The sequence below is a fragment of the Streptomyces sp. NPDC058371 genome (assembly GCF_042723265.1).
GTDB lineage: Bacteria > Actinomycetota > Actinomycetes > Streptomycetales > Streptomycetaceae > Streptomyces.
Map to the genome: position 1 here is coordinate 245842 of NZ_JBHXJC010000006.1, position 25264 is coordinate 271105.

A 25264-nucleotide genomic window follows, 5' to 3' on the forward strand; every position below is an offset into this window, starting at 1 on the left:
TGGAGATCAGAGGAAGTACAGGCGGTTGAGGGAGACCGAGTCGGCCGGCTCGGAGCGCAACGGGTCGCCGTCGAGGGTGACCAGTCCGGTGCGCTGGTCGACGTCGACGGATCCGGTACGGGAGTTGAGGCGCAGGTCCGCCGGTCCGATGCCGCGGGTGCCGCGGACGGCGACCCGGCGGCGGCGGGTCGGCATCTGGTCGTTGCCCTGGTCCACCGCGGCCTGCGCCACGAAGGCCACCGAGATGTCGGCGGGCGTCGTGCCGTGCGCCCCGAACTGCGGTCCCAGGACGAGGGGTTCGCAGGTGTCGGTCGCGGCGTTCGGGTCGCCGACGACGCCGTACGCGGGGAAGCCGGACTTGAGCACGAGCTGCGGTTTGGCGCCGAAGTACTCCGGCCGCCACAGCACGATGTCGGCGAGCTTGCCGACCTCGATCGAGCCGACCTCGTGGGCGAGGCCGTGGGCCAGGGCGGGGTTGATGGTCAGCTTGGCCATGTACCGCAGGACGCGCGCGTTGTCGTCGCCGGTGTCCGAGGAGCCGTCGAGCGGGCCCAGTTCGGCCTTCATCTTGCCGGCCATCGCGAAGGTCCTGCGGACGGTCTCGCCGGCCCGGCCCATGCCCTGCGCGTCCGAGGAGGTGATCCCGATGGCGCCCAGGTCGTGCAGCACGTCCTCGGCGCCCATCGTCCCGGCCCGGATCCGGTCGCGGGCCATGGCCGCGTCACCGGGCAGGTCGGTCTTCAGGTCGTGGACGGAGACGATCATCCCGTAGTGCTCGGCGACCGCGTCCCGGCCGAACGGCAGGGTCGGGTTGGTGGACGACCCGATGACGTTCGGAACTCCCGCCATTTTCAGCACGTTCGGCACATGGCCGCCGCCGCAGCCCTCGATGTGGAAGGCGTGGATGGTGCGCCCGTCGAGGACCCGCAGCGTGTCCTCGACGGACAGGCATTCGTTCAACCCGTCGCTGTGCAGGGCGACTTGGACGTCGTGCTCCTCGGCCACCCGCAGCGCGGTGTCCAGCGCGCGGGTGTGGGCGCCCATGTCCTCGTGGACCTTGAAGCCGGAGGCACCGCCCTCGGCGAGCGCCTCCACCAGGGGGGCGTCGGAGGAGGACGAACCCCGGCCCAGGAAGCCGATGTTGACCGGCCAGGCGTCGAAGGCGTTGAACGCGTGCCGCAGCGCCCAGGGCGAGTTGACGCCGACGCCCCACACCGGCCCGAACTCCTGGCCGATGATCGTGGTCACCCCGGAGGCGAGCGAGGCCTCCATGATGCGCGGCGACAGCAGATGGACGTGCGTGTCGACGGCACCGGCGGTGGCGATGAGTCCCTCGCCGGACACGATGGACGTGCCCGTGCCGACCACCACGTCGACCCCGTCGAGGGTGTCGGGGTTCCCGGCCCGTCCGATCGAGCAGATGCGTCCCTCGCGGATGCCGATGGAGACCTTGCGGATCCCCTGCGCCGCGTCGATCACGACGACGTTGCTGATCACGACGTCGCAGGTGTCGCGGACGGCGGCCGCCTTGAGGTGCAGTCCGTCCCGGGCGGTCTTGCCGAAGCCGGCGAGGAACTCGTCGCCGTACTTCTGCGCGTCGGACTCGACGCGGACGGTCAGCCCGGAGTCGCCGAGGCGGACCCGGTCGCCGGCGCGGGGGCCGTGGGTGGCTGCGTACGCGTAGGGGTCGATGCTCATCGGCCGGCTCCTTCGGCTCCGAGATATCCACAGGCGGCGGCCCTGCGGAGGGCCTCTTCCCGCGCTCCGGGCGCATCCAGCGGTCCGTCGACCAGGCCGGCGAAGCCGATCGCGATCCGCTCGCCCCCGATCGGCAGCAGTCCGACCTCGACGCTCTCGCCCGGCCCGAAGCGGACCGACGACCCGGCGGGTACGGCGAGCCGCTTCCCGTAGGCGGCCGCCCGGTCGAAGTCGAGCCGCGGGTTCGCCTCGAAGAAGTGGAAGTGGGAGGTGACGGAGACCGGGACGGTGGCCGTGTTCGTGACCAGGATCCGCACGTCCGCCTCGGGTTCGGTGTGCGCGGGTCCCGGCAGCAGCCCACCCGGAGCCCGGTCGCCGAGCCCGGCGCCGGCGCCGATGGGGTCGCTGACCACCGCGAGCCGCGAGCCGTCGTCGAAGACGGCCTCGACGTGGACCTCGGTGACGACGTCGGCGACGCCCGGCAGGACGTCGTCCGGGCCGAGCACGGCCCGCGCCGCCGCGATCGCCTCGGCGAGGCGCCGCCCGTCGCGGGCGGCCTCGCAGACGGTGTCGGCGATGAGAGCGGTCGCCTCCGGGACGTTGAGCCTGAGGCCGCGGGCCCGCCGGGCGCGGGCCAGCTCCGCGGCCCCGAAGAGCAGCAGCCGGTCACGTTCCGTGGGGGTCAGTCTCACGACGCGACACCTCCTTGCCTTCCCTGGTTTAGAACATCACTCTAACCGCGAGATTCATGAAACGGAAACATTGACGAGCGACCTCTGCTCACGTCACATTGAACGTCGCTCAAACTTTTGCGAGCACGCAGGCGGCCGATCGAAGGAGACCAGCCATGCCGATAGAACAGCGCGGAGTCGACACCATCCCCGACGCGGAGCGCACCAGCGGGCCGCGCGACCTCGTCTCGATCCTGCTCGGGTCCAACCTGTGCCTCGGCGTGATCATCTTCGGCTGGCTGCCGCCGTCCTTCGGGCTCGACTGGTGGGCGTCGGTGAGTTCGGTGGTGGCGGGAACGGTCCTCGGCACGGCGGTCACGGCGCCGCTCGCCCTGGTGTCCCTGCGCACGGCGACGAACCTCTCGACGTCCTCCGGCGCCCAGTTCGGTGTGCGCGGCCGGCTGGTCGGTTCGGTCGTCGGCCTGCTGCTCGCCCTCGGCTACACCGCGCTGACCGTCTGGATCGGCGGCGATGTGATGGTCGGCGTCCTGCACCGCCTCGTCGGCCTGCCGGCCTCGGGGGTCTCGTACGCGGTGGTCTACGCGGTGCTGGCCGCGGCGACGGTGGCCGGCGCGGTCTACGGCTACCGGGTGCTGCTCGCGATGTCGCGGGTCCTGGCGGTCGGCATGACGGGGCTGCTGATCGTCGGCGTGATCGCCTACGCGCCGCACTTCACCACGGCCGCCCTGCCGGACGCCGGCGGGTACCTGCTCGGTTCCTTCTGGCCGACCTGGCTGCTCGCGGCGGTCGCGGCCGGCCTCTCCGGACCCATCGCGTTCATCACGCTCCTCGGTGACTACACGCGCTACATCTCGCCGGCCCGGCACACCTCGCGCAAGGTCCTGCACGCGACCTGGCTGGGGCTGATCGCCGGCCTGCTGGTCCCGCAGCTCTTCGGCACCTTCACGGCGTACGCGGCCCGCGCCGCCCTCGACTACGCGGGAGGGCTGGTCTCGGCCTCCCCCGCCTGGTACCTGGTCCCGCTGCTGCTCGCCGCCTCCGCGGGCTCGGTCGGCAACGCGGGTCTGATGCTCTACTCCATGGGCCTGGACCTGGACGCGATCCTGCCGCGCGCGTCCCGGGCCAAGGCCACGCTCACGGTCGCCGTCGTCGCCACGGTCTGCGTCTTCGTCGGCCACTACGCCTGGAACGCGCAGTCCGCGATGACGTCCTTCGTGCTGCTGCTCACCGCGATCGGCACCCCGTGGGCGGTCATCACCCTGATCGGCTTCGCGCGCTGCCGCGGCGTCTACGACCCCGACGCCCTCCAGGTCTTCAACCGCCGTTCCCAGGGCGGGATCTACTGGTACCGCGGCGGCTGGAACCTCCGGGCCACGGGGGCCTGGGCCCTGGGCGCCCTGGTCGGACTGCTCGCCGTGTCCCTGCCGTCGTACGAGGGCCCGCTGCTGTCGCTGACGGGCGGGGTGGACTGCAGCTTCCTGCTGTCCGGGCTGGTGGGCGGCGCGGCCTACCTCGCCCTGACGGCACGGGCGGCGCGCACCCCGGCACCCACGGACACGGAGGCCTCGCCGGCCTCGGTGGTGTCGTAACGCGGGGGCGCACAGCGCAAATGCGGTGGTGCCGAAGCGGGTGCCGCACCGCGCGAAGGCCCGCCCTGGTCATCCGGGGCGGGCCATTTCACGTCCGTCGGCGTTCACGTCCGGCGGCGTTGACGTCCGGCGTTCACGTCCGTCAGGCCAGCGGGTGCATCCAGCCGTGCCGGTCCTCGGTGACACCGCGCTGGATGTCGAGGAGCGCCTCACGCAGCTTCAGGGTGACCTCGCCGGGCTCGCCGCCCGACTGCTGCCACTCGGTGCCGGCGCGCTTGACCGTGCCGACCGGAGTGATGACAGCGGCGGTGCCGCACGCGAAGACCTCGGTGAGGGTGCCGTTCTCGGTGTCGCGCTGCCACTGGTCGATCGAGACCCGGCTCTCGTGCGACTCGTAGCCGAGGTCACGGGCGACGGTGAGGAGGGAGTCGCGGGTGACGCCGGCGAGGAGGGAGCCGGTGAGCTCAGGGGTGACGATCTTGTCCCCGTACACGAAGTACAGGTTCATGCCGCCGAGCTCCTCGACCCACTTGTGCTCCACGGCGTCGAGGTAGGCGACCTGGTCGCAGCCCTTCGCGGCCGCCTCGGCCTGCGCGAGCAGCGACGCGGCGTAGTTGCCGCCGGTCTTGGCGTCGCCCATGCCGCCGGGGACGGCGCGGACGCGGTCCTCGGAGAGCCAGATGGAGACGGGCCGCACGCCCCCGGCGAAGTACGCGCCGGCGGGCGAGGCGATGACCAGGAAGAGGTACTCGTTGGCGGGCTTCACACCCAGACCGACCTCGGTCGCGATCATGAACGGGCGCAGGTAGAGGGACTCCTCGCCGCCGTGCTCCGGGACCCAGGCGCGGTCGTGCTGGACGAGGACGTCACAGGCCTCGATGAAGGTCTCGACCGGCAGCTCCGGCATGCCGAGCCGGCGCGCGGAGGCCTGGAAGCGCCTGGCGTTCATCTCGGGGCGGAAGGTGGCGACGGAGCCGTCGGGCTGGCGGTACGCCTTGAGTCCCTCGAAGATCTCCTGCGCGTAGTGCAGGGTCATGTTCGCCGGGTCGAGGGAGAGCGGACCGTACGGGACGAGCTGGCCGTCGTGCCAGCCCCTGCCTTCCGTCCACCGGATCGTCACCATGTGGTCGGTGAAGTGGCGGCCGAACCCGGGGTTGGCCAGGACCGCCGCGCGCTCCGCGGCGGAGCGGGGCTGCGAGGAGGGCTTGAGCTCGATTGTGCGCGTCGTCATGAGTGGTTGTCCTTCGCGTATGTCCCGGGCGGACGTTGGGGCAACCCCGTTCTTGCGGCCGGGGGTCCGGGGATTGCTCCCCGGGTGGTGCGGTAGCGGTTGTGCCTGACGGGCCGCGCTCACGTCCGTACTGACCGTGGCCAGTACGTGGACGTCCGAGCATTCCGTCATGCGGCGGCTCCCGTCCGATTATCGCGCGAGCGGAGCCAGGGACGAAAACAGTGGGAATGCGGGCCCAGGGGATGATGGTGACACCCCGGCGGGGCATAGGAAAAGCCGCCGGGAGCGGCAGCTCCCCGGCGGCTACACCCTGTCCGGTGATTCGGCCCGGACAGGGCCTTGAGTGGCGCGGCGGGTCAGCCGGCTACTCGTACGGCGAGCGCGTCGCCGATTTCGTCGGTGGTACGGGCGGGCCCGCCGACCCGCTCCGCCAGGTCGCCGGCGACGGCGTCCTCGATGCGGGCGGCCTCGGCCTCGTAGCCGAGGTGGCGCAGCAGCAGGGCCACGGACAGGACGGTGGCGCTGGGGTCGGCCTTGCCCTGACCCGCGATGTCCGGCGCCGAGCCGTGCACGGGCTCGAACATCGACGGGAAGTCGCCGCTCGGGTTGATGTTGCCGGAGGCGGCGACGCCGATGCCGCCGGAGACGGCCGCGGCGAGGTCGGTGATGATGTCGCCGAAGAGGTTGTCGGTGACGATCACGTCGAAGCGGGCGGGGTCCGTGACGAGGTAGATCGTCGCGGCGTCCACGTGGATGTAGTCGGTGGTGACCTCGGGGTACTCCTCGGCCACCTTGTTGAAGACGTTCGTCCAGAGGTGGCCGGCGAAGGTCAGCACGTTGTTCTTGTGGACCAGCGTCAGCTTCTTGCGCGGACGGGCCTGGGCGCGGGCGAAGGCGTCCCGGACGACGCGCTCGACACCGAAGGCCGTGTTCACGGAGACCTCGGTGGCGACCTCGTGCTCGGTGCCCTTGCGGATCGTGCCGCCGTTGCCGGTGTACGGGCCCTCGGTGCCCTCACGGATCACGATGAAGTCGATCTCCGGCTGCCCCGCCAGCGGGGTGGCGACACCCGGGAGGAGCTTCGACGGACGCAGGTTGACGTGGTGGTCGAAGGCGAAGCGGAGCTTGAGCAGGAAGCCGCGCTCCAGGACGCCGGACGGGACCGAGGGGTCACCGATCGCGCCGAGCAGGATCGCGTCGTGCGGCTTGAGGGCGTCGAGGTCGGCGTCGGTGAGGGTCTCACCGGTGGCGTGGTAGCGCTTGGCGCCGAAGTCGAACTCTCTGGTCTCCAGCTTCACATCCTGCGGAAGGACGGCGGAGAGGACCTTCAGCCCCTGGGCCACGACCTCCTGGCCGATGCCGTCACCGGGAATCACTGCGAGATTGATGCTGCGAGCCATGACGGCACCGTACTCCTTGTCCCATGGGATGACACGGGGTGTCCGCGATGCGGACACCGTCGACGGCGGCGAACTGCGGACGATGGGCCCCCGACCGCGGGCGACAGATCCGTCGGGCGTGGGCGGGACCTCACCTCGGCCGGCGGCGCACCGATCCGTCAGCTCGTGTTCACCCGGGTGTTGGACAGTTGTTGGGGGTTGCTGGGAAGTTTCCCGGCATGGACACCCCTGACGTCGGCATTCCGGAGCAGCTCGCGCGCCGGATGAGCATGGCGGAGCAGCACGAGTACCTGCGTACGAAGCTGTCCCGGCGACGCGCGCTGGTGACCGCGGGCGCGGTCGCCGGCGGACTGCTGACCGGCTGTTCCGGGTCCGGCACGGCCACCGGAACCCGGTCGTCCGCGCCGGGCTCGGTCCCCGCCACCGGTCAGGTGCACGGATCCGTCGCCGCGCCGTTCGGCCGTCATCTCGCGTTCGGCGCCGACCCGAAGACCCAGATGCGGCTCTCCTGGCAGGTGCCCTTCGCGGTCAGGAAGCCGTATGTGCGGGTGGGGTTGAAGCCCGAGGAGCTGAGCCGGAAGATCGAGGCCGAGATCCGCGACCTGCACACGCCGGGGCTCGAGGGCCGGCGGTTCGCGGTGGACCAGTACTACCTGCACGCCGCGCTCGACGGCCTGCGGCCGGGCACGACGTACTACTACGGCGTCGGCCACGACGGCTTCGACCCCGCGTCCCGGACCCGGCTGTCGACGGTCGGCACCTTCCGTACGGCGCCCGCCGCTCCCGAGACGTTCGTGTTCACCGCCTTCGGCGACCAGGGCGTCAGCTCCCACGCGCTGGCCAACGACCGGGTGATCCTCGCCCGGCACCCGTCCTTCCATCTGCACGCGGGCGACATCTGCTACGCGGACACGACCGGCCACGGCGAGGACTCGGACGTCTACGACCCCACCGTCTGGGACCAGTTCCTCACCCAGACCGAGTCGGTGGCGAAGTCGGTGCCGTGGATGGTGACGACCGGCAACCACGACATGGAGGCCTGGTACTCGCCGAACGGCTACGGGGGCCAGGCGGCCCGCTGGTCGCTCCCGGACAGCGGCTTCGACGCGCGGAACGCCCCGGGCGTCTACTCGTTCACGTACGGCAACGTCGGGATCGTGGCGCTGGACGCGAACGACGTGTCGTACGAGATCCCCGCCAACAAGGGCTGCACGGGCGGCCGGCAGACGGCCTGGCTCGACAAGCGGCTCGGTGAACTGCGCGGGACGGTCGACTTCGTCGTGGTCTTCTTCCACCACTGCGCCTACTCGACGTCGACCCACGCCTCCGACGGGGGCGTGCGCGACGCCTGGCTGCCGCTCTTCACCAAGCACCAGGTGGACCTGGTGATCAACGGACACAACCACGTGTACGAGCGGACCGACGCCATCAAGGGCGGCGCCGTGGGCAAGGCGATACCGGTGGGCGCGTCGACCGATCCGACCCGGGACGGGATCGTGTACGTCACGGCGGGCGGCGCGGGCAAGGACCTGTACCGCTTCCCCGAAGGGGTCAAGGACAGCTACGAGGGCAAGGTGGCGGACCGCGAGTCCGTGGACACCTTCCACTGGACCGAGGCACGCGAGCGCAACCGCGACACCGTGGAGTGGTCCCGGGTGCGGTACACCGGCTTCTCGTTCCTCTCGGTGGAGGCGCAGGCGGGCGCCGATCCCCGGCTCAGGGTGTCGGCGCTCGCCGAGAGCGGAGAGCGCATCGACCACTTCGAGGTGCGGCGCGGACGGTGAGCCCGCGCCGCACCCCGCGCGGGCGCGGCTCCCGGCACTCGGGTGGTGCGACTGCGTGCGCTGCGATTTCAGGTGGGACGGCCCCGCGCGTGCTGGTGTTGCTGATGCTTACGTTGCTGATGCTGATGTTGCTGCTCGGAACGGGCCTCAGTGGCCCGTCGCTCCGCCGTTGTCCCGGCGGTCGAGGGCGCGCTGCAGGGCCGCCGCGGCGTTCTTGCGGTCGGACTCACTCGTACGGGAAACGTGACGGACTCGGCGGACGGTCGTCTCGGCCATGATGATCGACTCCTTGCCTCCGGTACATACCGACCGGAAGTGCGGTGAGGGATACGAGACGCCGGAAGGGGCGGGGAGCGCTGGCCGCAGGGGTTGCCTGCTCGGGGCCCGGCTCACGACCGCCATTCGCTTGATCGAGCGAGACGTTCGGCTTCTACAAAGCTATGCGAGGACCGGGCTCCTGTCTCCACAATTACTCGGACTTCCTACTATCTGAGACGGCGACTTGCGTCACACCGTCCTGACCTGCGACGACGCCTCGCACCACATCTCCGGCCGCCGGATGCAACCGCAGCGCCCCGACGGTCGCGAGCAGACAGACCGCCCCCATCACCACAAACGCCATGGAATACGCCGAACCCGGGGCGTCCGTCAGCACCGCACCGGCGCGCAGCGCGACGGTCGCGACGGCCACGCCCAGGCCGACGATCAGCGCGACGGGCGATCGAGAGCAGCGCTCTCGCTACAGATCAGCGCTCTCATCGCAGAGCACCGCTGCCACCGCAGAGCACCGCTCTCTCCCGCGAGCGGTGCTCATCCCCGTCGGGGATGCAGTGCCCGGAGCTCTCGGATCAGTGCGCGGACCGCGACCGTCGGGGCCAGTTCGGGCGTGGTGACGTAGCCGACGGAGCGGGTCGGGCGTTCCGGGCCGAGGTCGGTGATCTCGGTGGTGAGCGGTGCACTCGTGAGGGAGAGGGCGGGCATGATGGCCATTCCGAGACCACTGCTCACCATCGAGAGCACCGCTCCGTCGTCCTCGGCACGGACCGTCGCGGACGGGATCCAGTCCTGCGCGTCCCACCAGGTCCGGGTGTAGGACGAGCAGTTCTCCGTCCAGTCGACCAGCGGGAGCGACCGCGGGTCCCGGTGCCCGGCCGGATGGACCAGGGCGTACGGCTCCGACAGCAGCACGTCGCCGACCAGCTCCGGCGGCACGGGCGCACTCGTACCGATCGTGGCGATCCCGATGTCCGCCCTGCCCTCGGCCACCTCCCCCGCCGCGCCGGGGCCGACCTCGCGCACCACGCGCACGGTGGGCTCGACCCCCGGGTGACGGACGGCCAGCCGTTCCAGCGCGGGCGGCAGCAGGTACAGGGCCGCGCTGCGGAACGCAGCGATGCGCAGCGGCCCGCTCACGGTGTCCCGTCCGCCCGGCCCCGCCCCGGCCCCCTGCGTCTCCGCGGTGAGCGTCTCCAGCATCCGCAGCACCCGTCGGGCATGGCTGACCGCCCGCTCCCCCGCGACCGTGGGCCGCGCCCCGTACCGCCCGCGCTCGAACAGCACGACACCGAGCTTGCGTTCGATGCCGCGTACCGCGTGCGAGACCGCCGACTGGGTCGTGCCGAGTGAACCCGCCGCCGCCGAGAAGCCGCCCTCCCGCGCGACGGCGACCAAGGTCCGCAGCTCTCGCGGGGCGAGGTCGGGTGTGGTCATCGGGGCTCCCGCCTGGCGGTATGAGGACGGCTCATGGATGCGACCGTTCCATGAGCGCAACCGTCTGCCCGGGCCCCGCATTCCTGCCTACGGTCGCGTTCATGAACGCGACTCACCCCGCCACGAACGCCACTCACCCCGCCACGCCGGCCACGGGCACCCCCTCCGACCCCGCCACCAAGACCGGTGCCGGCACGGGCACGGGCACCGGCACGGATACGGGCACCCGTACGAGCACCGACCCCGCTACCAACACCCGCACCCGCACCGCTCTCACCGTCCACCAGATCGCCCGTCCCACCGGCTTCCCCGCCCCTGACCACTTCCGCTTCGTCGAGTCCCCCGTGCCCGAGCCCGCGCCGGGCACCGTCCTGGTCGAGAACCTCTACTGGTCCGTCGACCCGTACCACCGCGAAATGATGGACGGGGACTTCGAGTTGAACGCCCCGCTGGAGGGCCGCGCGCTCGGGCGGGTGATCGCGTCCCGGGACCCGGCGCTCGAAGAGGGGGAGATCGTCTTCCACCGGCACGGCTGGCGCACGCACGCGGTCGTGCGCCCCGAGGAGACCAGACGGCTCCCGCACCACGAGGGCGTGCCGCTCTCCGCGTATCTGAGCATCCTCGGCGGCACCGGCCTCACCGCGTACGTGGGCCTGACGCGGATCGCCCGGCTCCGCGAGGGGGACGACCTGTTCGTCTCGTCCGCCGCGGGCGGCGTAGGCACGGCGACCGGCCGGCTGGCCCGCCTGATGGGCGCGGGACGCCTCGTCGGCAGCGCGGGCAGCCCGGCGAAGGTGGCGTATCTGAAGGAACACGTCGGCTACGACGCGGCCTTCGACTATCACGCGGGCCCCGTCGCCGACCTGTTGGCCGGGGCCGCGCCCGACGGCATCGACGTGTTCGTCGACAACGTCGGCGGCGACCATCTCGGCGCGGCGATCGGCGCGTTGCGCGAGCGCGGCCGGGTGGTGCGGGTGGGCACGGTCGGCCAGTACAACACCCCGGAGGCGCCCCTCGCGCTGTTCAACCACGCCGACGTCGTGGAGAAGAGTCTGCGCATCGAGGGCTTCCTGGTGCGCAACCACCTCGACGTGCAGGAGGAGTTGTACGAGTTCGCCGTACCGCATCTGCGCAGCGGGCGGCTCGCGCTCGACGAGACGGTCGTCGACGGCTTCGAGCGGATCGTGGAGGCGTTCCTGTCGATGCTGCACGGCGGCAACACCGGCAAGATCATCGTGCGCGACGCGTCGCAAACGCCCTGACGGCAGGGGGCGAGCCGGAGCGCGCGAACCGTGACGACAGCGGACGGACCGCAGCTCTCGAACCGTGACGACAGCGGACGGACCGCCGCCCGCGATCCGTCACAGCACGTCGCCGTCCCGCCAGTCGAAGACCAGCTCGTGCGCCGGGTCGAGGTGCCCCGCGGAGGCGGGGCGCAGGAAGGTGGTGCCCTCCTCGGCGGGCAGCCGGACGACGCCCTCCGGGCCGAGCGCGCAGATCCGGCCGGGCCAGACCTGCCAGCCGCGGGCCGCGTAGAGGGTGGCGCCGTCCTCGCTGGCGGAGAGCGCACCGAGGTCGTACGCGCCGTCGACGACCCGTTCCAGCGCGGCCATGACCTGCCCGCCCAGGCCGGTACGGCGGGCGTCGGGGCGTACACCGACCGCCTCGACGTAACCGACCCGCAGCGAACGCCCGTCGTGCAGGACGCGCCGCTGGATCACCGAGCCGTGGGCGGCGAGGCCCCGCTCGTCGTGGACCAGGGCGTGGATGCCGCCGAGGCCGTGGTCCCAGTCCTCGTCGGCGAAGCCCCCGTCGAAGGCGGCGTCCAGGAGGGTGCGGGCGGCGCGGAGCTCGGCGGGGGTGAGATCCGCCGTGTGGGCGGTACGCAGTCGCGTGGTCATCGCCTCAGTATTCCCGCGAGCCCCTACGACCGCCGAGGCTTCCGCCACCGACGTCCGCCGCTGCCAGCCACCACCGGCAGCCACCGCCGACATCCACCCCTGGCAGCCACCACCCGCGGCCACCACCGACATCCACCCCTGACCGCGTCGGCACCCCCAGTCCCCAGCTAACCCTCTAAATCATCTTGACCGGTTAGCCCTGACGTGATGGACTCAGCACATCGCATTAACCGTCAAAACAACTTTGAGGGGTTAGCAGCCATGAGCACCCTGAGCCTCCGCCCGGTCCGCCACCGCACCGCCACCGTCCGCGGTCACGAGATCGCCTACCGCCAGGCGGGCCCCGCCGACGCGCCGGTCCTGCTGCTCCTGCACGGCTTCCCGACCAGTTCGCACATGTTCCGCGACCTGATCCCGCTGCTGTCCGACCGCTACCGGCTGATCGCCCCCGACCACCTCGGCTTCGGCCGCTCGGCGACCCCGCCGGCCACCGAGTTCCCGTACACCTTCGCCCAACTGGCGGAGATCACCGGCGAGTTCACCGAGCAGCTCGGCCTGAAGGAGTACGCGCTCTACGTCCAGGACTACGGCGCGCCCATCGGCCTCCGGCTGGCGCTCGCGCACCCGGACCGGGTGACGGCGATCATCACGCAGAACGGCAACGCGTACGAGGAGGGGCTCGGCACCGAGGCCTGGGCGCCGGTCCGCGCGCTGATCGCGGAGCGCACACCCGAGACCGAGGCACCGGTCCGTGAGATCAGCAGCCCGGACGGCATCAAGTGGCAGTACCTGCACGGCGTTCCGGAGGACCGTCAGGATCAGGTCAGCCCCGACGCGTACCAGTACGACGCCGCGCTGATGGCCCGCCCCGGGCAGCCGGAGATCCAGCTCGACCTGATCTCCGACTACGGCTCCAACTTCGAGCTCTACCCCGCCTTCCACGAGTACTTCCGCAGCAGCCGGGTGCCGCTGCTCGCGGTCTGGGGCGCCCATGACGAGATCTTCGTCCCGGCGGGCGCGCTCGCCTTCCTCCGCGACCTTCCGGAGGCCGAGATCCACCTGCTGCCGACGGGCCACTTCGCCCTGGAGACGCACGCGGGCCAGGCAGCCGCCCTGATCGGCGACTTCCTGGCCCGGAACCTCACGCGGTAGCGGTCAGCCCATGTGCGGGTACGTGTAGTCGGTCGGCGGGACCAGCGTCTCCTTGATGGCGCGGGTCAGCGTCCAGCGCATCAGGTTCTGCGGGGCGCCGGCCTTGTCGTTGGTGCCGGAGGCCCGGCCGCCGCCGAAGGGCTGCTGGCCGACGACGGCGCCGGTCGACTTGTCGTTGATGTAGAAGTTGCCCGCCGCGTAGCGGAGCTTCTCCATCGTGTACGCGGCCGCCGCACGGTCGTTGGAGACGACGGCGCCCGTGAGCGCGTAGTCCGAGGCCGACTCCATCTGGGTCAGCATCTCGTCGTACGCGTCGTCCTCGTAGACGTGCACCGCGAGGAAGGGGCCGAAGTACTCGGTCTTGAAGACCTCGTTCTCCGGGTCCGAGCACTCGACGACGGTCGGGCGCACGAAGTAGCCGACCGAGTCGTCGTACTCGCCGCCCGCGACGATCGTGCAGGTCGGGTCGGACTTGGCCCGGTCGATGGCCGCCTTGTTCTTGGCGAACGAACGCTCGTCGATGACCGCGCCGACGAAGTTCGACAGGTCGGTGACGTCACCCATGGTCAGGTAGTCGACCTCGGCCGCGAACTCCTCCTTGAAACCGGAGTTCCAGATGGAGGCCGGGACGTACGCGCGGGAGGTCGCGGAGCACTTCTGGCCCTGGTACTCGAAGGCACCGCGGGTCAGCGCCGTCTTGAGGACGGCGCGGTCGGCGCTCGGGTGCGCGACCAGGAAGTCCTTGCCGCCGGTCTCGCCGACCAGACGCGGGTAGGAGCGGTACTTCTCGATGTTGTTGCCGACCGTCTTCCACAGGTACTGGAAGGTCTTGGTCGAGCCGGTGAAGTGGATGCCCGCGAGATCGCGGTGCTCCAGGGCGACCTTGGAGACCTCGATGCCGTCGCCGGTGACGAGGTTGATGACGCCCTTGGGCAGGCCCGCCTCCTCCAGGAGCTGCATCAGCAGCACGGCGGCGTGCGTCTGCGTCGGGGACGGCTTCCAGACGACGACGTTGCCCATGAGCGCGGGCGCGGTCGGCAGGTTGCCCGCGATCGCCGTGAAGTTGAACGGCGTGATCGCGTAGACGAAGCCTTCGAGCGGGCGGTGGTCCAGACGGTTCCAGACACCCGGGGAGTTCGCCGGCGGCTGCTCGGCGAGCAGGTCACGGGCGTACTTGACGTTGAAGCGCCAGAAGTCGACGAGCTCGCAGGGACAGTCGATCTCGGCCTGCTGGGCGGTCTTCGACTGGCCGAGCATGGTGGAGGCGGCGAGGGTCTCGCGCCAGGGGCCGGCGAGCAGCTCGGCGGCGCGCAGGATGATCGCGGCGCGGTCGTCGAAGGACATCGCGCGCCAGGCCGGAGCGGCGGCGAGGGCCGCGTCGACCGCGTCCTGCGCGTCCTGCTGGGTGGCGTGGGCGCCGGTGCCGATGACGGCCTTGTGGTTGTGCGGCTGCACGACCTCGAAGCGCTCACCGCCGCCGAGCCGCTTCTCGCCGCCGATGGTCATCGGCAGCTCGATCGGGTTCTCGGCCAGCTCCTTGAGCTTGACCTCCAGGCGGGCGCGCTCGGGCGAGCCGGGCGCGTAGCCGTGCACCGGCTCATTGACGGGGGCGGGGACCTGGGTTACGGCATCCATGGTTTCCGAGACTCCTTAACTGAGCGGTGGGTCAGCCCTTGGTGAGGATCGAGCGGGCGCTGTGCCTTTCCGGGGGACGCGGTGTCCCATTGCGGCTGCGCCGCGGGCCGGACCCCCGGCCGAAAGCTCCAGCAATCGTCATCTTTCAGCTTCTGGTCAGAATGCTGCGTGCGAAAAAGAGCAGGTTGGCCGGCTTCTCCGCGAGGCGGCGCATGAAGTAGCCGTACCAGTCGGTGCCGTACGCGGTGTACACACGCATCCGGTGGCCCTCGGCGGCGAGCCGCAGGTGCTCCTCGCCGCGGATGCCGTACAGCATCTGGAATTCGTACTCGTCGAGCTTGCGGCCGGCGCGCCGGGCGAGCTCCTGGGCGATGGAGATCAGCCGGGGGTCGTGGGACCCGATCATCGGGTACCCGTCGCCCTCCATCAGGATGCGCAGCACCCGAACGTACGCCTTGTCGACCTCGGCCTTTGCCTGGTACGCGACCTCGGCGGGCTCCTTGTAGGCCCCCTTCACGATACGCACGCGGCTGCCGCTCGCGGCGAGCCGGCGGGCGTCGGCCTCGGTGCGGAACAGGTAGGCCTGGATGACGCAGCCCGTCTGCGGGAAGTCCTTCCGCAGCTCCTCGTGGATGGTGAACATCGAGTCGAGGGTGGTGTGGTCCTCGGCGTCCAGCGTGACGGTGGTGCCGATGGCGGCGGCGGCCTCGACGACCGGGCGGACATTGGCGAGGGCCAGCTCGTGGCCGTCCTCCAGCGCCTGGCCGAACATCGACAGCTTGACGGACATCTCGGCCCGGGTGCCGAGGTCCAGCGACTGGAGGCGCTCGATCAGTTCGAGATACGCGTCCCGGGCGGCGTACGCCTGCTCACGCGTGGTGATGTCCTCGCCGACCACGTCGAGGGTGACCGCGAGGCCCTTGGCGACGGCGTCCTGGACGACCGGGACGACCTGGTCGACGTTCTCGCCGGCGATGAAGCGGGCCACCACCTGCTTGGTGCCGGGGGCGGCCGACACGAAGCGGCGCATCCGGTCGCTGCGCGATGCGGCGAGAATCACGGGACCCAGCACGGGGCACCTCCACGGAAAGTACGGACGGCCGCGGACCCCGGAGGCGGAACGCCCGGGTACGGCACGGAGAACCACCGTGAAACCTAAGGATCCCTCCGATCGTGGGCCATCGACAGCTGTCACGCATCCGTGCCCTGGATCTCAGACATCTGTATGAAGGGGCTTGGGAAATAGGGGAGAATGCCCGTGTGACGGGTGATTTCAAGGCGGGCAGGGCGGACGGCCGCGGTGACTACCAGGAGCTGGTCGACGAGATCTCGGCGCTGCTCGGCGCCCCCGCGACGCTGGAGAACCGGGACTTCGAGCTGATCGCGTTCGGCGCCTACGACAGCGACCGCGACTTCGACGAGGGCTCCCTCGACCCGGTGCGGACCCGCTCGATCCTCACGCGCCGCTCGACCTCGGCGGTCCGCACCTGGTTCGAGGGCTTCGGCATCGCCCGCGCGAGCGGCCCGGTCCGCATCCCGCCGACCCCGGAGGCGGGGGTGTACCGGGGACGTATCTGTCTGCCCGTACGCCATCGGGGGGTGGTGCTGGGTTACGTGTGGCTCCTGGACGACGATCCCGGGCCCACGGACGAGCAGCTGGGTGCCGCCATGGAGGTCGCCGCCCGTATCGGCGCGCTGCTCGGGGACGAGGCACAGGCGGGCGCGGACCTCACCCGTGAGCTGCGGGCCGTGCTCACCGCCGAGCGCGGCTGGCAGCGGGACATGGCGGTGGCCGAACTGCGCACGGCCCTCGGCCCGCGCGGCGACGGACTGCACACCGTCGTCTGTGTCGCCCCCTGGCCCTCGGCCGACCCGGACGACGCCCCCTCGGTCCGTACGGTGCCGGGCGCGACCGCGCTGTGCACGGTGCCGTGGGGCGCGGCCGGGCAGAGCCTGGCGCTGCTGGTACGGCTGCGGTCCCCGGACGTACTGACCCCGGCGCTCTCGGCCGCGGCCCGCTTCGTCCGCGAGGCTGACAACCCGCCCGGGGCACGCTTGAGGGAGGGGGTCGGCACCGGCGGGGGCACGGGGGGCGGCGCCGGAAGCGGCACGGCCGGCGGCACCGGCTCCCCGGCGGGTCCGGGGGCCGGGGGCGTTGGCGTGGGTGATGCGGGCGGAGGCAAAGCAGCCGCGGGCGGAGGCAAAGCAGCCGTCGGAGGCGTCGGCGCCGCGGGCGGAGGCAAGGCGGCCATGGGTGGCCGTGCGGCTGGAACCCGTGGTGGGGGGCGGGCGGCGGCCGGAGTCGCGGCCGCCCGCGTCGGCCTCGCCGAGCTGGGCGCGGCCTGGCACGAGGCATCCGCCGCCGCGCGCGCCGCGCTGGCCGAGCCGCGCCTCGGCCCGGTCGCCGAGTGGGCGTCCATCGGCCCCTTCCGCCTGCTGACCTCGCTGCCCCCGGAGGCGGCCCAGGACCCTGCCGTACGCACTCTGTTGGCCCCCGCCCACCACGAACTCGCCCGTACCGCCGAGGTGTTCCTCGACTGCGCGGGGCAAGCCGGCCGCACGGCGGCGGAGCTGGGCATCCACCGGCAGACGCTCTACTACCGCCTGTCGCGTGTCGAGCAACTGACGGGGCTGGACCTGGACGACGGCGAGGACCGGCTGTTGTTGCACATGGCGTTGAAGGGGGCGCGGCTCTGAGCGGCTTCCCGCGACCGCGCCAGCGGCCGGAGGGCGCTCATTCCTTGGTCGCTCCGGCGAGCATCCCGGAGACGAGTGTGCGCTGCGAGAACAGGAAGAGCACCAGCACAGGCAGGATGGCGACGATGATCGCCAGAGCCAGTTCCGGGATGGTGATGTTCAGACCGGCGCCGGCCACCGGGTTGAAGGACGGGGTGGAGGTGAGCAGTTGGTTCAGGCCCACCTGGACCGGGAACTGCTCGCTGTTCGGCAGGACGAGGTAGGGCAGGAAGAAGTTGTTCCAGTTGCCCACGAAGCTGAAGAACGCGACCAGGCCGACCACCGGCTTCGCCAGCGGCAGCGCGATGCGCGAGAAGAGCTGCCATTCCGTGCAGCCGTCGATCCGCGCGGCGGACAGCAGATCCCTGGGCAGGCTGCTCCCGAAATAGATGTACACGAGGTACACGCCGAACGGGTAGAAGGAGAAGGGCAGGATCACCGACCAGATGGTGCCGATCAGGTGGAAGCGGTTGAGCTCCAGGAAGACCGGCAGCACCAGGGTGGCCTGCGGCATGATCATCGTGACCAGAGTGATCATGAGGAGCGTCTTGCGCCCCCGGAATTTGGTGAGGGCGAGCGCGTAGCCGGCCGGCACGCTGACGGCCAGCGTCAGGACGAGCGAACCGCCTGAGTAGATCGCCGAGTTGCGCAGCCAGGTGACCATGACGCCGTCCTGAAAGGCGAACAGGTGTCGCCAGGCGGCGCCGATCTGCTGGAACGACCCGAAGGAGAGCGGGTTGTCCCGCACCACTTCGCCGGCGGTCTTGGACGGTGCGAGCAGCAGCCAGACCACCGGCAGCACGAAGAACACCAGCAGGACGGCGAGCAGGACGCCGACCACCAGGAAGGAGAGGGCCCTGGAAGGCCGGACGTGCCGGGGCACGGCTGCCGAGGGGAGAGTGGATTGCGTCATTTCTCATCCAACTTGAACAGGTTCGATCGGGCGACCAGCAGTCCGGCGGCCAGCAGTCCCACGGCCAGCAGGAAGACGGCGATGGCGGCGGCGCCGTTGAAGTCGCCCTGCTGGAAGGCGTAGACGTAGGCCAGCTGGTTGGGCGACCAGGTGGGGCTCACCCGGCCGAGGCTGGCGGTCTGGAGCAGTTGGGGCTCGACGAACAACTGGGTGCCGGTCGCGAACGCCATGATCGTCATGTAGACGATCCACTGCCGGATCATCGGGATCTGGATGTGCCAGGCGGTACGCCAGGGCCCCGCGCCGTCCATCCGGGCGGCTTCCAGCACCTCGTCGGGGATGTTGTTCAGCGCCCCGTACATCACGACCATCCAGCCGCCGGCGCCGGTCCAGAAGGCGATCAGCATGAGGATCAGCGGCAGGTTGCCGGGGGCGAGCACGGCCGCGAAGGTGTGCAGCCCCATGCTCTTGAGCACCCAGGACACCGGGCTGACGTCCGGGTCCAGCATGAACAGCCAGACCAGCACGCTCGCCACTCCGGCGAGGGCGCCGGGGATGTAGTAAAGGAAGCGGAAGAGCGCCGACGTACCCGGACGCACCCGGCCGCGCAGCACCACCGCGACCAGGACCACCAGGACCACCAGGACGACCAGCCACAGCGACAGGTAGATCAGCATGTGGGTGAAGGCCGGCACGAACCGGTAGTCCTGGGCGACCTTCACGAACTGGTTGAGGCCGGTGAACTGCCCCCGGTCGTTGGTGAGCGCCAGGTAGAACGAGTAACCGGTGGGGAAGACGCCGAAGGCGAGCAGCAGCACCGCGTATCCGGCGACGAAGATGTAGCCCGCGAGACCGGGGCCCCTCCGGCGCGGCGTGCTGCCGCGGCGGAGGGGGGAGACGGCGACGCGCTCGGTCTCCAGCAGAGTCACTGATTGACCACCTTGTATCCCTGGGCCTTCGCCTCGTTGCTGATCTCCTGCTGCCAGGCGGGCAGTGTCGAGGTCAGGCTCTTGCCGGCGGTCAGGGCCGGCAGGACGACGCTGGACCAGGCGGTGGCGTCCGGGAACTTGGTGTTCGACCAGCCGGTCCACACCTCGTTCGCGGCCTCCTGGAACGGCTTGCTGACGTCGTTGGCGAAGTAGTCGCTGTTGGCCGGGTTGGCAAGCCAGGCCTGCGCGGCCTTGGTGTAGGCCGGGTAGGTGGGCGCGGCGGCCTGGTTCTCGTCGGAGGTGGTCAGCCACGTCGCGAGGTCCGTGGACGCCTTGAGGTTGGCGCTGTGCGAGGACACCATCCACACGCCGCCGCCGACGTTTCCGGTGGCCGCCGTGGTCTCACCCTTCCAGGTCAGCGGGGACGCCGCGGCGATCTGCTTGGCCGGGGTCTTGAAGGCGGCCTTGAAGAGGTACTGGCCGTACCAGGACGGCCCGTACGCCATCAGGACCTTGCTGCCGCTGTCCTTGGCGAAACCCTGGCTGAAGAAGCCCTTGGTGGTGACGGCCTTGGCGTCGATCAGACCGTCCAGCAGCTTGGCCGTCCGGGTGCACTTCGGGTCCTGGAGATCGCTGCGCAGGGTGTCCGGCTTCGTCAGCTGGAACGCCGGGCACTGGCCGGACCAGAAGTACGACTCGTGGGAGTTGGTGTCGCCGACCGAGCCGACGAGATAGCCGGGGTGCTCCTTGGCGACCTTCTTGCCGAGGGCCTCGTACTCCTCCCAGGTGGTGGGGACCTTGTATCCCCACTTGTCCATGAGGGACTGGTTGTACCAGAGCACGACCTGCGCGATGTCGTTGCGCAGGCAGTAGGTGTGACCGTTGAACTCACAAGGCGTGAGGGAGCCCTTGGCGAAGCCGTCCAGCGTGCTCTGCGGGACGAGCTTGTCGTCCAGCGGCGCGGCGAACGGCTGCGCGCCGGACTTGGTGGCCTCCGACGCCCAGGTCACGTCGGTCGGTGAGCCGAACACCACGTCCGGCCAGCCGCTGCCGGTCCGGTCGAACAGCTGCACCTTCGACTGGAGGTACGTCGAACCGTCGGCGCCGCCGTCGTACGTGACGATCTTCATCTTCACGTCCGGATTTGCCTTCTGGTACGCCTGCACCGACGGCAGCCGGGTGGAGTCGGCCCAGACCGTGATCCGCGAACCGTCCTTCTGCGTGGCCGGCTTGAACGCCGCCTGCGAGGAGGAGGGCTCGGTGGCGGTGTCGGCGCTCGCGCAGCCGGTCAGCACCGCTGCCGTGGCCAGGGAGAGCGCGGCCGCCGCGGTGCGCAGCACGGTGCGGCGTCGGGCGGCTCTCGGAGATCCGGAAGACCTCATTGTCTTGCCTTTCTGTTCTTGCGGGAGACGGGTGGCGCGCCGGATGGGGGGCGCCGGCTGCGGTGGTCGTCCTGGCGGACAGCCACCGCCCGGTCAGCGCGTCTGTTCGACGAACGGCAGGAGTTCCCTGCCGTAGCCGAAGTCGAGGGGGAGGGCTATGCCGGGCCCCGTGGGGGCGTGCACCAGGCCCTGGTCGTCCACATGGCGTTCGCGGACGACGTTCGTCGCGGTCACCAGGGACTCGTAGTAGGTGGTGTTGGAGATGGCCATGCACAGGTGGTGGTTCGGGATGTCCGAACCGTGCACCTCGGCCCGTAGCCGGTAGGCGTCGGCGAGGTGCGCGGTGCGCATGGCGCCGGTGATCCCACCCCGGAGGGTGGTGCCGGCCCGCACACCGAAGGTGGCGGCACCGGCCCGGATGAAGTCCGCCGAGTTCATGTGCGCCCCGTCGGAGGTCTCGGCGACCAGCAGCGGGATGTCCACGGCCTCGGCCAGCCTCTGGTACGCGGAGATGCTGAACTCGCGCATCGGCTCCTCGTACCAGAGGTAGTCCGCCTCCGAGAGCGCCCGCCCCAGGCGGATCGCGTCGGGCAGGTCGAAGCCGGCCGACCCGTCGTACATGAGAGGGACCGCCGGACCGACGTGGTCGCGCAGCGCCAGACACAGCTCCGCGTCACGGCGGGCGTCGCCCCAGGCGTGCAGTTTGATGCCGACGTAGCCCAGTGCCAGGCACTGGTCCGCCACGTCGAGGAACTCCGGGATGCTGGAGAACGTCGAGGTGGAGGCGTAGGCGGGGATCGCCTCGCGGAAGCCGCCGAGCAGGCGCCAGACCGGCTGGCCGTGGTACCGGCCCGCCAGGTCCCACAGGGCGGTGTCGATGAGGCCCAGGGTGGGGAGCGGGAGTTCGTGGATACGGTCCAGCTCCCACACCCGGTGCCACAGCCACTCCCGCTGGAACGGGTCGGCTCCGACCAACTCCTCGCGGAAGACCCGGTCCACCAGTTCCCGCAGGGTGGTGAAGGCTCCCGGCCTGGCGAACAGGGCCACCCCTTCGGCTCCTTCGTCGGTGCCGATGTGCAGGACCGCGCCGTCGCCCACCGGAGCGCTACCGCTCAGCCCGTTCCGCCAGCGGAAGGGTGGGCTGGCCGCCGGAACATCGATCCGGTGAACTTCGACATGGGTGATCTTCATTCCTGGCTTTCGTTTCTGTGGGGGACTGCCGACCGGCCCAGGGGGCCGGCGGCTCAGAAGTCGCCGTACACCTGGAGCTCGTAGACGCTGCCGCCGTTCCCGCTCGATCCGGTGACGGTCAGCCGCAGGTAACGGGCGGTGACGGGCTGGTCGTTGAACGAGTAGTTGGCCGCGGAGACGGTGTTCTCGGAGGTGTGGTCCTCGAACGTGGACCAGTTGACGCCGTCGGCGGAGTACTCGAGCCGGTACTTGTAGCCGCTGGACTTCTCGAAGGTGGTCACCGCGCTGGAGACACTGGTGTCCTTGCCGAGGTCCACCTGGATCCAGGACGGGTCGGGCAGCCCGAGGCCCTGCGCCCAGCGGGTGGACAGGTCGCCGTCCACCGCCTTCTCGGGGAAGTTCTCCTCCGAGTCCGACGACGCGGTGACCGGCTTCTTCAGCGCCAGGTCGTTGTCGGCCGGGGTGGTGACGACGGCCGCGCTGCTCGGGTCGGAGGCGTTCAGAGCGGCGTCGCGGGCGACGACCGTGAACGAGTACTCCTTGTCCGGGGTCAGCTTGGAGACCCGCAGCGTCGTGGCGTCGGTGACGCCGATCCGCTTGCCGTCCTGGTAGACGACGTAGCTGGTCACGCCGGTCTCATCGGTCGCGGCCGGCCAGCTGACGTCCACCAGGCTCGGCAGCAGCGGCTTGACGGTGGGTTTCCCGGGCGCCGCGGGGGCCGTGTGGTCGGAGCTGGGCGCGCTGGGCGTGCCGTAGACCTGGAGGTCGAAGATGCTGCCGCCGTTGCCGCTGGAGCCGGTGACCGTCAGCCGCACGAAGCGGCCGGCGACCGGGTCGGCGGTGTGGGCGTAGTCGGTCATCGCCGTGGTGCTCGCGGAGGTGTGGTCGGCCAGGGTCTTCCAGTGGACCTCGTCCGGGGAGACCTCGACGCGGTACTTGTAGCCGCTGCTCTTCTCGAAGGTGGTGATGGCGCCGTTCACGTCGTACGAGGCGCCGAGGTCCACCTGGATCCAGGACGGGTCGGGCAGCCCGAGGCCCTGCGCCCAGCGGGTGGAGAGGTCACCGTCCACGGCCTTCTCGGGGACGTTGCCCTCGGAGTCCGATGAGGCCGTGACCGGCTTCTTCAGCGCCAGGTCGGAGCCGGCGGGCATGGTGACCTGCAGTGCCGGGCTCGGCGCGGACTCGTTGCCGGCCGCGTCACGGGCGGTGATCCGGAAGCTGTACGTCTTCCCGGCCGTCAGCCCGGACAGACGTACCGAGGTCTTTCCGGTGGCGCTGACGAGTGTGCCGTCGCGGTGGACCGAGTAGCCCGTGACACCTGTGTCGTCGCTCGCCGCCGGCCAGCTGAGGTCCGCCACGGTCGGGAAGTCGGTGACCGCGGCCGGGGTGCCGGGCGCGGTGGGCGCCTTGGTGTCGGTGACGGCCGGGCCCGGGTCGAGGTGACGGTAACCCGGCTGGAGCCCGGCGTTGTTGACGACCGAGGCCGGAAGCTGGTCGCAGGAGCCGACGGTGATGTTGCCGCTCACGTCGTTGCCCGTGCTGTTGGCCTGGGTGGTGAACGCGGGCTGGGTGGTGAAGTTGCCGGTGGCGGTGATGTCCATGCCGTGGTTCATCAGCAGCCACTGGTACGCCACGTCGCAGAAGGCGTTGCCGGTGTTCTTCCAGTAGCGGCTGCCCTCGTCGTGGTAGACGGCGCCGTAGGCCGGCGTGGGAACGCTGTGGATGTAGTTGCCGGAGACCACGCCGCCGGGGTTGGTGCTGAGGGTGTAGACGGCGCCGCCGTCGGCCTGCGACTTCATGATGTCGGAGATGTCGTTGTCGGTGACCTTGTTGTCCCGGCTGATGGTGTCGGTGTCCCAGACCGGTACGCCGGAGTTGCCGGGGTAGTTGGTGTCGCCGCCCTTGTCGGTCAGGCCCCAGCCCCAGCCGACGGAGATGCCGGAGTAGGGCAGGTCGTAGACCTTGTTGTGGGTGATCACCGTGTGGTCGGTGTAGCCGGCCAGGATGCCGAGCGAGCCGTTGTACTGGTCGGCGACCTTGGTGACCACGTTGTTGTCGACCGTGGTGTCCTTGGTGATGTCCCGCGGGTCGTCCGGATGGGCGTCGATCACCTCGACGCCGCCGATCTGGATGCCGGTGGCGGCGATCTGGCGGAAGACGTTGCCCGTGATGTCGGTGCCCTGAGTACCGGTGTTCAGGTTGAGACCGACCGCGCCGAGATGGGTGAAGGTGTTGTCCTGGAAGCCGACGTTGTGGCCGTGGCTCACGTTGACCGCGCCGGGCGTCTTCTGCCACTTCAGCCGGGTGGCGTCGAAGTCGGGGTCGTTGCCGACCATCCGGAAGCCGGCCTGGCCCTCGATGAGGCCTTCGGACGAACTGGGGGCGAGCCAGGTGGAGTAGGAGAAGGTGATGCCCTCGAAGGACACGTTGCTCACCGGGTCGGCCTTGGTGCCGTTCAGGTCGACGAGGTCCTGCACGCGCGGCACCGTGACGGTCGCGGTGGACAGGTTCTGGCCGGCCTTGGGCATGTAGTAGATCTCGCCCCGGCCCTTGTCCAGGTACCACTCGCCGGGGGTGTCCAGCAGCTCGCGGGCGTTCTCCAGCCAGGTCGGGTTGGTGATCTCCTGGCCCGACTGGAGGTTGGCGTTGTGCCAGCAGGGCTGCTGCATCGTCATCGTGGTGCCGGAGATCGACTCCACCGGGCAGCGCATGAGTTTCCAGCCCCAGCTGCTGACGACCTCCAGGTCCGAGGGACGCTTGTAGCTGCTGAGACTGGTGTCGGTGAAGGTGTAGCCGGTGGACGTCTTGCTGAACCCGGACGGGTTCTTGCCGCCACGCGCCCGGGTCTCCAACTCGCCGTTCACGTAGAGCTGGCGAGTGTCGATGTCACCCACCTTGGCCTTGTAGACCTTCCCCGCCGAGTCGGCCGGGGTCCAGCCGGTGACCTGCTTGCCCCCGCTGATCACCGGGTGCGCGCCGGGGGCGGCCTCGTAGACCACCTTGTGCCCGTCGCTTCCGGAGTCCTGGGCGGTCAGCGTGAAGGTGCGGCTGAGCTGGTACGTACCGGACAGCAGCCGTACGTGGACGTCGCCGCCGACCTTCTTCCTGGCGTCGCGCACATAGTCCCGTGCGTGTTCCAGCGTCTTGAAGGGATGTGCGGCGGTGCCGGTGCCGGAGTCCCGGCCGGCCGGTGAGACGTAGACGTCGAGGTCCGACGTTTTCGGCGCGGCCTGGGCCGGTACGGCGAGGGCCAGCGGTGCCGCCACCGTGGCCAGGGACACGGCGGCTATGAGGCATCTTCGCAGGGGCGCGAACATGCCC

The 25264-nt window shown here is 70.5% G+C and carries 20 protein-coding genes; 5 read left to right on the forward strand and 15 right to left on the reverse strand.

What is annotated here, in order from left to right; translation table 11 throughout:
* Positions 1-6: 6 nt before the first annotated feature.
* Positions 7-1698, reverse strand: a complete 1692-nt coding sequence (locus ACFWM2_RS20715; RefSeq protein WP_383281651.1) for an urease subunit alpha — start codon at positions 1696-1698, stop codon at positions 7-9.
* Positions 1695-2390: an urease subunit gamma gene (gene ureA / locus ACFWM2_RS20720; protein WP_383281654.1), complete on the reverse strand. Its 696-nt coding sequence runs from the start codon at positions 2388-2390 to the stop codon at positions 1695-1697. Before ureA ends, ACFWM2_RS20715 begins: the two co-directional genes overlap by 4 nt.
* Positions 2391-2545: 155 nt before the next feature.
* Between ureA and ACFWM2_RS20725 the strand changes: the two genes are divergently transcribed.
* Positions 2546-3979: a cytosine permease gene (locus tag ACFWM2_RS20725; RefSeq protein WP_383281657.1), complete on the forward strand. Its 1434-nt coding sequence runs from the start codon at positions 2546-2548 to the stop codon at positions 3977-3979.
* Positions 3980-4121: 142 nt separating this feature from the next.
* Here the strand turns inward: ACFWM2_RS20725 and ACFWM2_RS20730 are convergent, their stop codons facing one another.
* Both ACFWM2_RS20730 and ACFWM2_RS20735 read right to left on the reverse strand, forming a co-directional pair.
* Positions 4122-5210 carry a branched-chain amino acid aminotransferase gene (locus ACFWM2_RS20730; RefSeq protein ID WP_383281660.1) on the reverse strand — a complete coding sequence of 363 codons (1089 nt, stop codon included), beginning with the start codon at positions 5208-5210 and terminating at the stop codon, positions 4122-4124.
* 356 nt (positions 5211-5566) lie between these two features.
* On the reverse strand, positions 5567-6610 hold the full coding sequence (locus ACFWM2_RS20735) for a 3-isopropylmalate dehydrogenase (protein WP_383281663.1): 1044 nt from the start codon (positions 6608-6610) through the stop codon (positions 5567-5569).
* Positions 6611-6828: 218 nt separating this feature from the next.
* Here ACFWM2_RS20735 and ACFWM2_RS20740 point away from each other — a divergent pair, with 218 nt between their 5' ends.
* A complete protein-coding gene (locus ACFWM2_RS20740) occupies positions 6829-8394 on the forward strand; it encodes a purple acid phosphatase family protein (protein ID WP_383281666.1) in 1566 nt (521 codons plus the stop codon).
* Between the two features lie 147 nt (positions 8395-8541).
* Here the strand turns inward: ACFWM2_RS20740 and ACFWM2_RS20745 are convergent, their stop codons facing one another.
* The 3 genes from ACFWM2_RS20745 to ACFWM2_RS20755 all read right to left on the reverse strand — a co-directional run bounded on the left by ACFWM2_RS20745 (position 8542) and on the right by ACFWM2_RS20755 (position 10104).
* A complete protein-coding gene (locus tag ACFWM2_RS20745) occupies positions 8542-8670 on the reverse strand; it encodes a hypothetical protein (RefSeq protein ID WP_121406138.1) in 129 nt (42 codons plus the stop codon).
* A gap of 193 nt (positions 8671-8863) precedes the next feature.
* On the reverse strand, positions 8864-9085 hold the full coding sequence (locus tag ACFWM2_RS20750; RefSeq protein ID WP_383281669.1) for a hypothetical protein: 222 nt from the start codon (positions 9083-9085) through the stop codon (positions 8864-8866).
* 119 nt (positions 9086-9204) lie between these two features.
* Complete coding sequence (locus tag ACFWM2_RS20755; protein ID WP_383281672.1) at positions 9205-10104, reverse strand: LysR family transcriptional regulator; 900 nt, start codon at positions 10102-10104, stop codon at positions 9205-9207.
* A 101-nt stretch (positions 10105-10205) separates the two neighbouring features.
* Between ACFWM2_RS20755 and ACFWM2_RS20760 the strand changes: the two genes are divergently transcribed.
* Entirely contained in the window at positions 10206-11366 is a 1161-nt protein-coding gene (locus ACFWM2_RS20760) for an NADP-dependent oxidoreductase (protein ID WP_383281675.1), read from the forward strand.
* Positions 11367-11465: 99 nt separating this feature from the next.
* Here ACFWM2_RS20760 and ACFWM2_RS20765 read toward each other — a convergent pair whose 3' ends face one another.
* A complete protein-coding gene (locus tag ACFWM2_RS20765) occupies positions 11466-12005 on the reverse strand; it encodes a GNAT family N-acetyltransferase (RefSeq protein ID WP_383281678.1) in 540 nt (179 codons plus the stop codon).
* Positions 12006-12266: 261 nt separating this feature from the next.
* Here ACFWM2_RS20765 and ACFWM2_RS20770 point away from each other — a divergent pair, with 261 nt between their 5' ends.
* Entirely contained in the window at positions 12267-13157 is an 891-nt protein-coding gene (locus ACFWM2_RS20770) for an alpha/beta fold hydrolase (RefSeq protein WP_383281681.1), read from the forward strand.
* 3 nt (positions 13158-13160) lie between these two features.
* Here ACFWM2_RS20770 and pruA read toward each other — a convergent pair whose 3' ends face one another.
* Both pruA and ACFWM2_RS20780 read right to left on the reverse strand, forming a co-directional pair.
* Entirely contained in the window at positions 13161-14792 is a 1632-nt protein-coding gene (pruA, locus tag ACFWM2_RS20775; RefSeq protein WP_383281684.1) for an L-glutamate gamma-semialdehyde dehydrogenase, read from the reverse strand.
* A 145-nt stretch (positions 14793-14937) separates the two neighbouring features.
* Positions 14938-15864, reverse strand: coding sequence for a proline dehydrogenase family protein (locus ACFWM2_RS20780; protein ID WP_383281687.1), 927 nt, complete (start codon positions 15862-15864; stop codon positions 14938-14940).
* Between the two features lie 170 nt (positions 15865-16034).
* On the opposite strand from ACFWM2_RS20780, the gene ACFWM2_RS20785 reads away from it, so the two are divergent.
* Complete coding sequence (locus tag ACFWM2_RS20785; RefSeq protein ID WP_383282000.1) at positions 16035-17489, forward strand: PucR family transcriptional regulator; 1455 nt, start codon at positions 16035-16037, stop codon at positions 17487-17489.
* Positions 17490-17526: 37 nt separating this feature from the next.
* Here the strand turns inward: ACFWM2_RS20785 and ACFWM2_RS20790 are convergent, their stop codons facing one another.
* The 5 genes from ACFWM2_RS20790 to ACFWM2_RS20810 all read right to left on the reverse strand — a co-directional run bounded on the left by ACFWM2_RS20790 (position 17527) and on the right by ACFWM2_RS20810 (position 25260).
* Positions 17527-18441: a carbohydrate ABC transporter permease gene (locus ACFWM2_RS20790; protein ID WP_383281689.1), complete on the reverse strand. Its 915-nt coding sequence runs from the start codon at positions 18439-18441 to the stop codon at positions 17527-17529.
* Entirely contained in the window at positions 18438-19370 is a 933-nt protein-coding gene (locus tag ACFWM2_RS20795) for a carbohydrate ABC transporter permease (protein ID WP_383281692.1), read from the reverse strand. Before ACFWM2_RS20795 ends, ACFWM2_RS20790 begins: the two co-directional genes overlap by 4 nt.
* On the reverse strand, positions 19367-20752 hold the full coding sequence (locus tag ACFWM2_RS20800) for an ABC transporter substrate-binding protein (RefSeq protein WP_383281695.1): 1386 nt from the start codon (positions 20750-20752) through the stop codon (positions 19367-19369). The genes ACFWM2_RS20795 and ACFWM2_RS20800 overlap by 4 nt, the downstream gene beginning before the upstream one ends.
* A gap of 93 nt (positions 20753-20845) precedes the next feature.
* On the reverse strand, positions 20846-21943 hold the full coding sequence (locus ACFWM2_RS20805) for an enolase C-terminal domain-like protein (protein ID WP_383281698.1): 1098 nt from the start codon (positions 21941-21943) through the stop codon (positions 20846-20848).
* Positions 21944-21996: 53 nt separating this feature from the next.
* The gene (locus ACFWM2_RS20810) at positions 21997-25260 is read right to left on the reverse strand and encodes a discoidin domain-containing protein (RefSeq protein ID WP_383281701.1); all 3264 of its coding nucleotides are present in this window, start codon (positions 25258-25260) and stop codon (positions 21997-21999) included.
* Positions 25261-25264 lie beyond the last annotated feature (4 nt).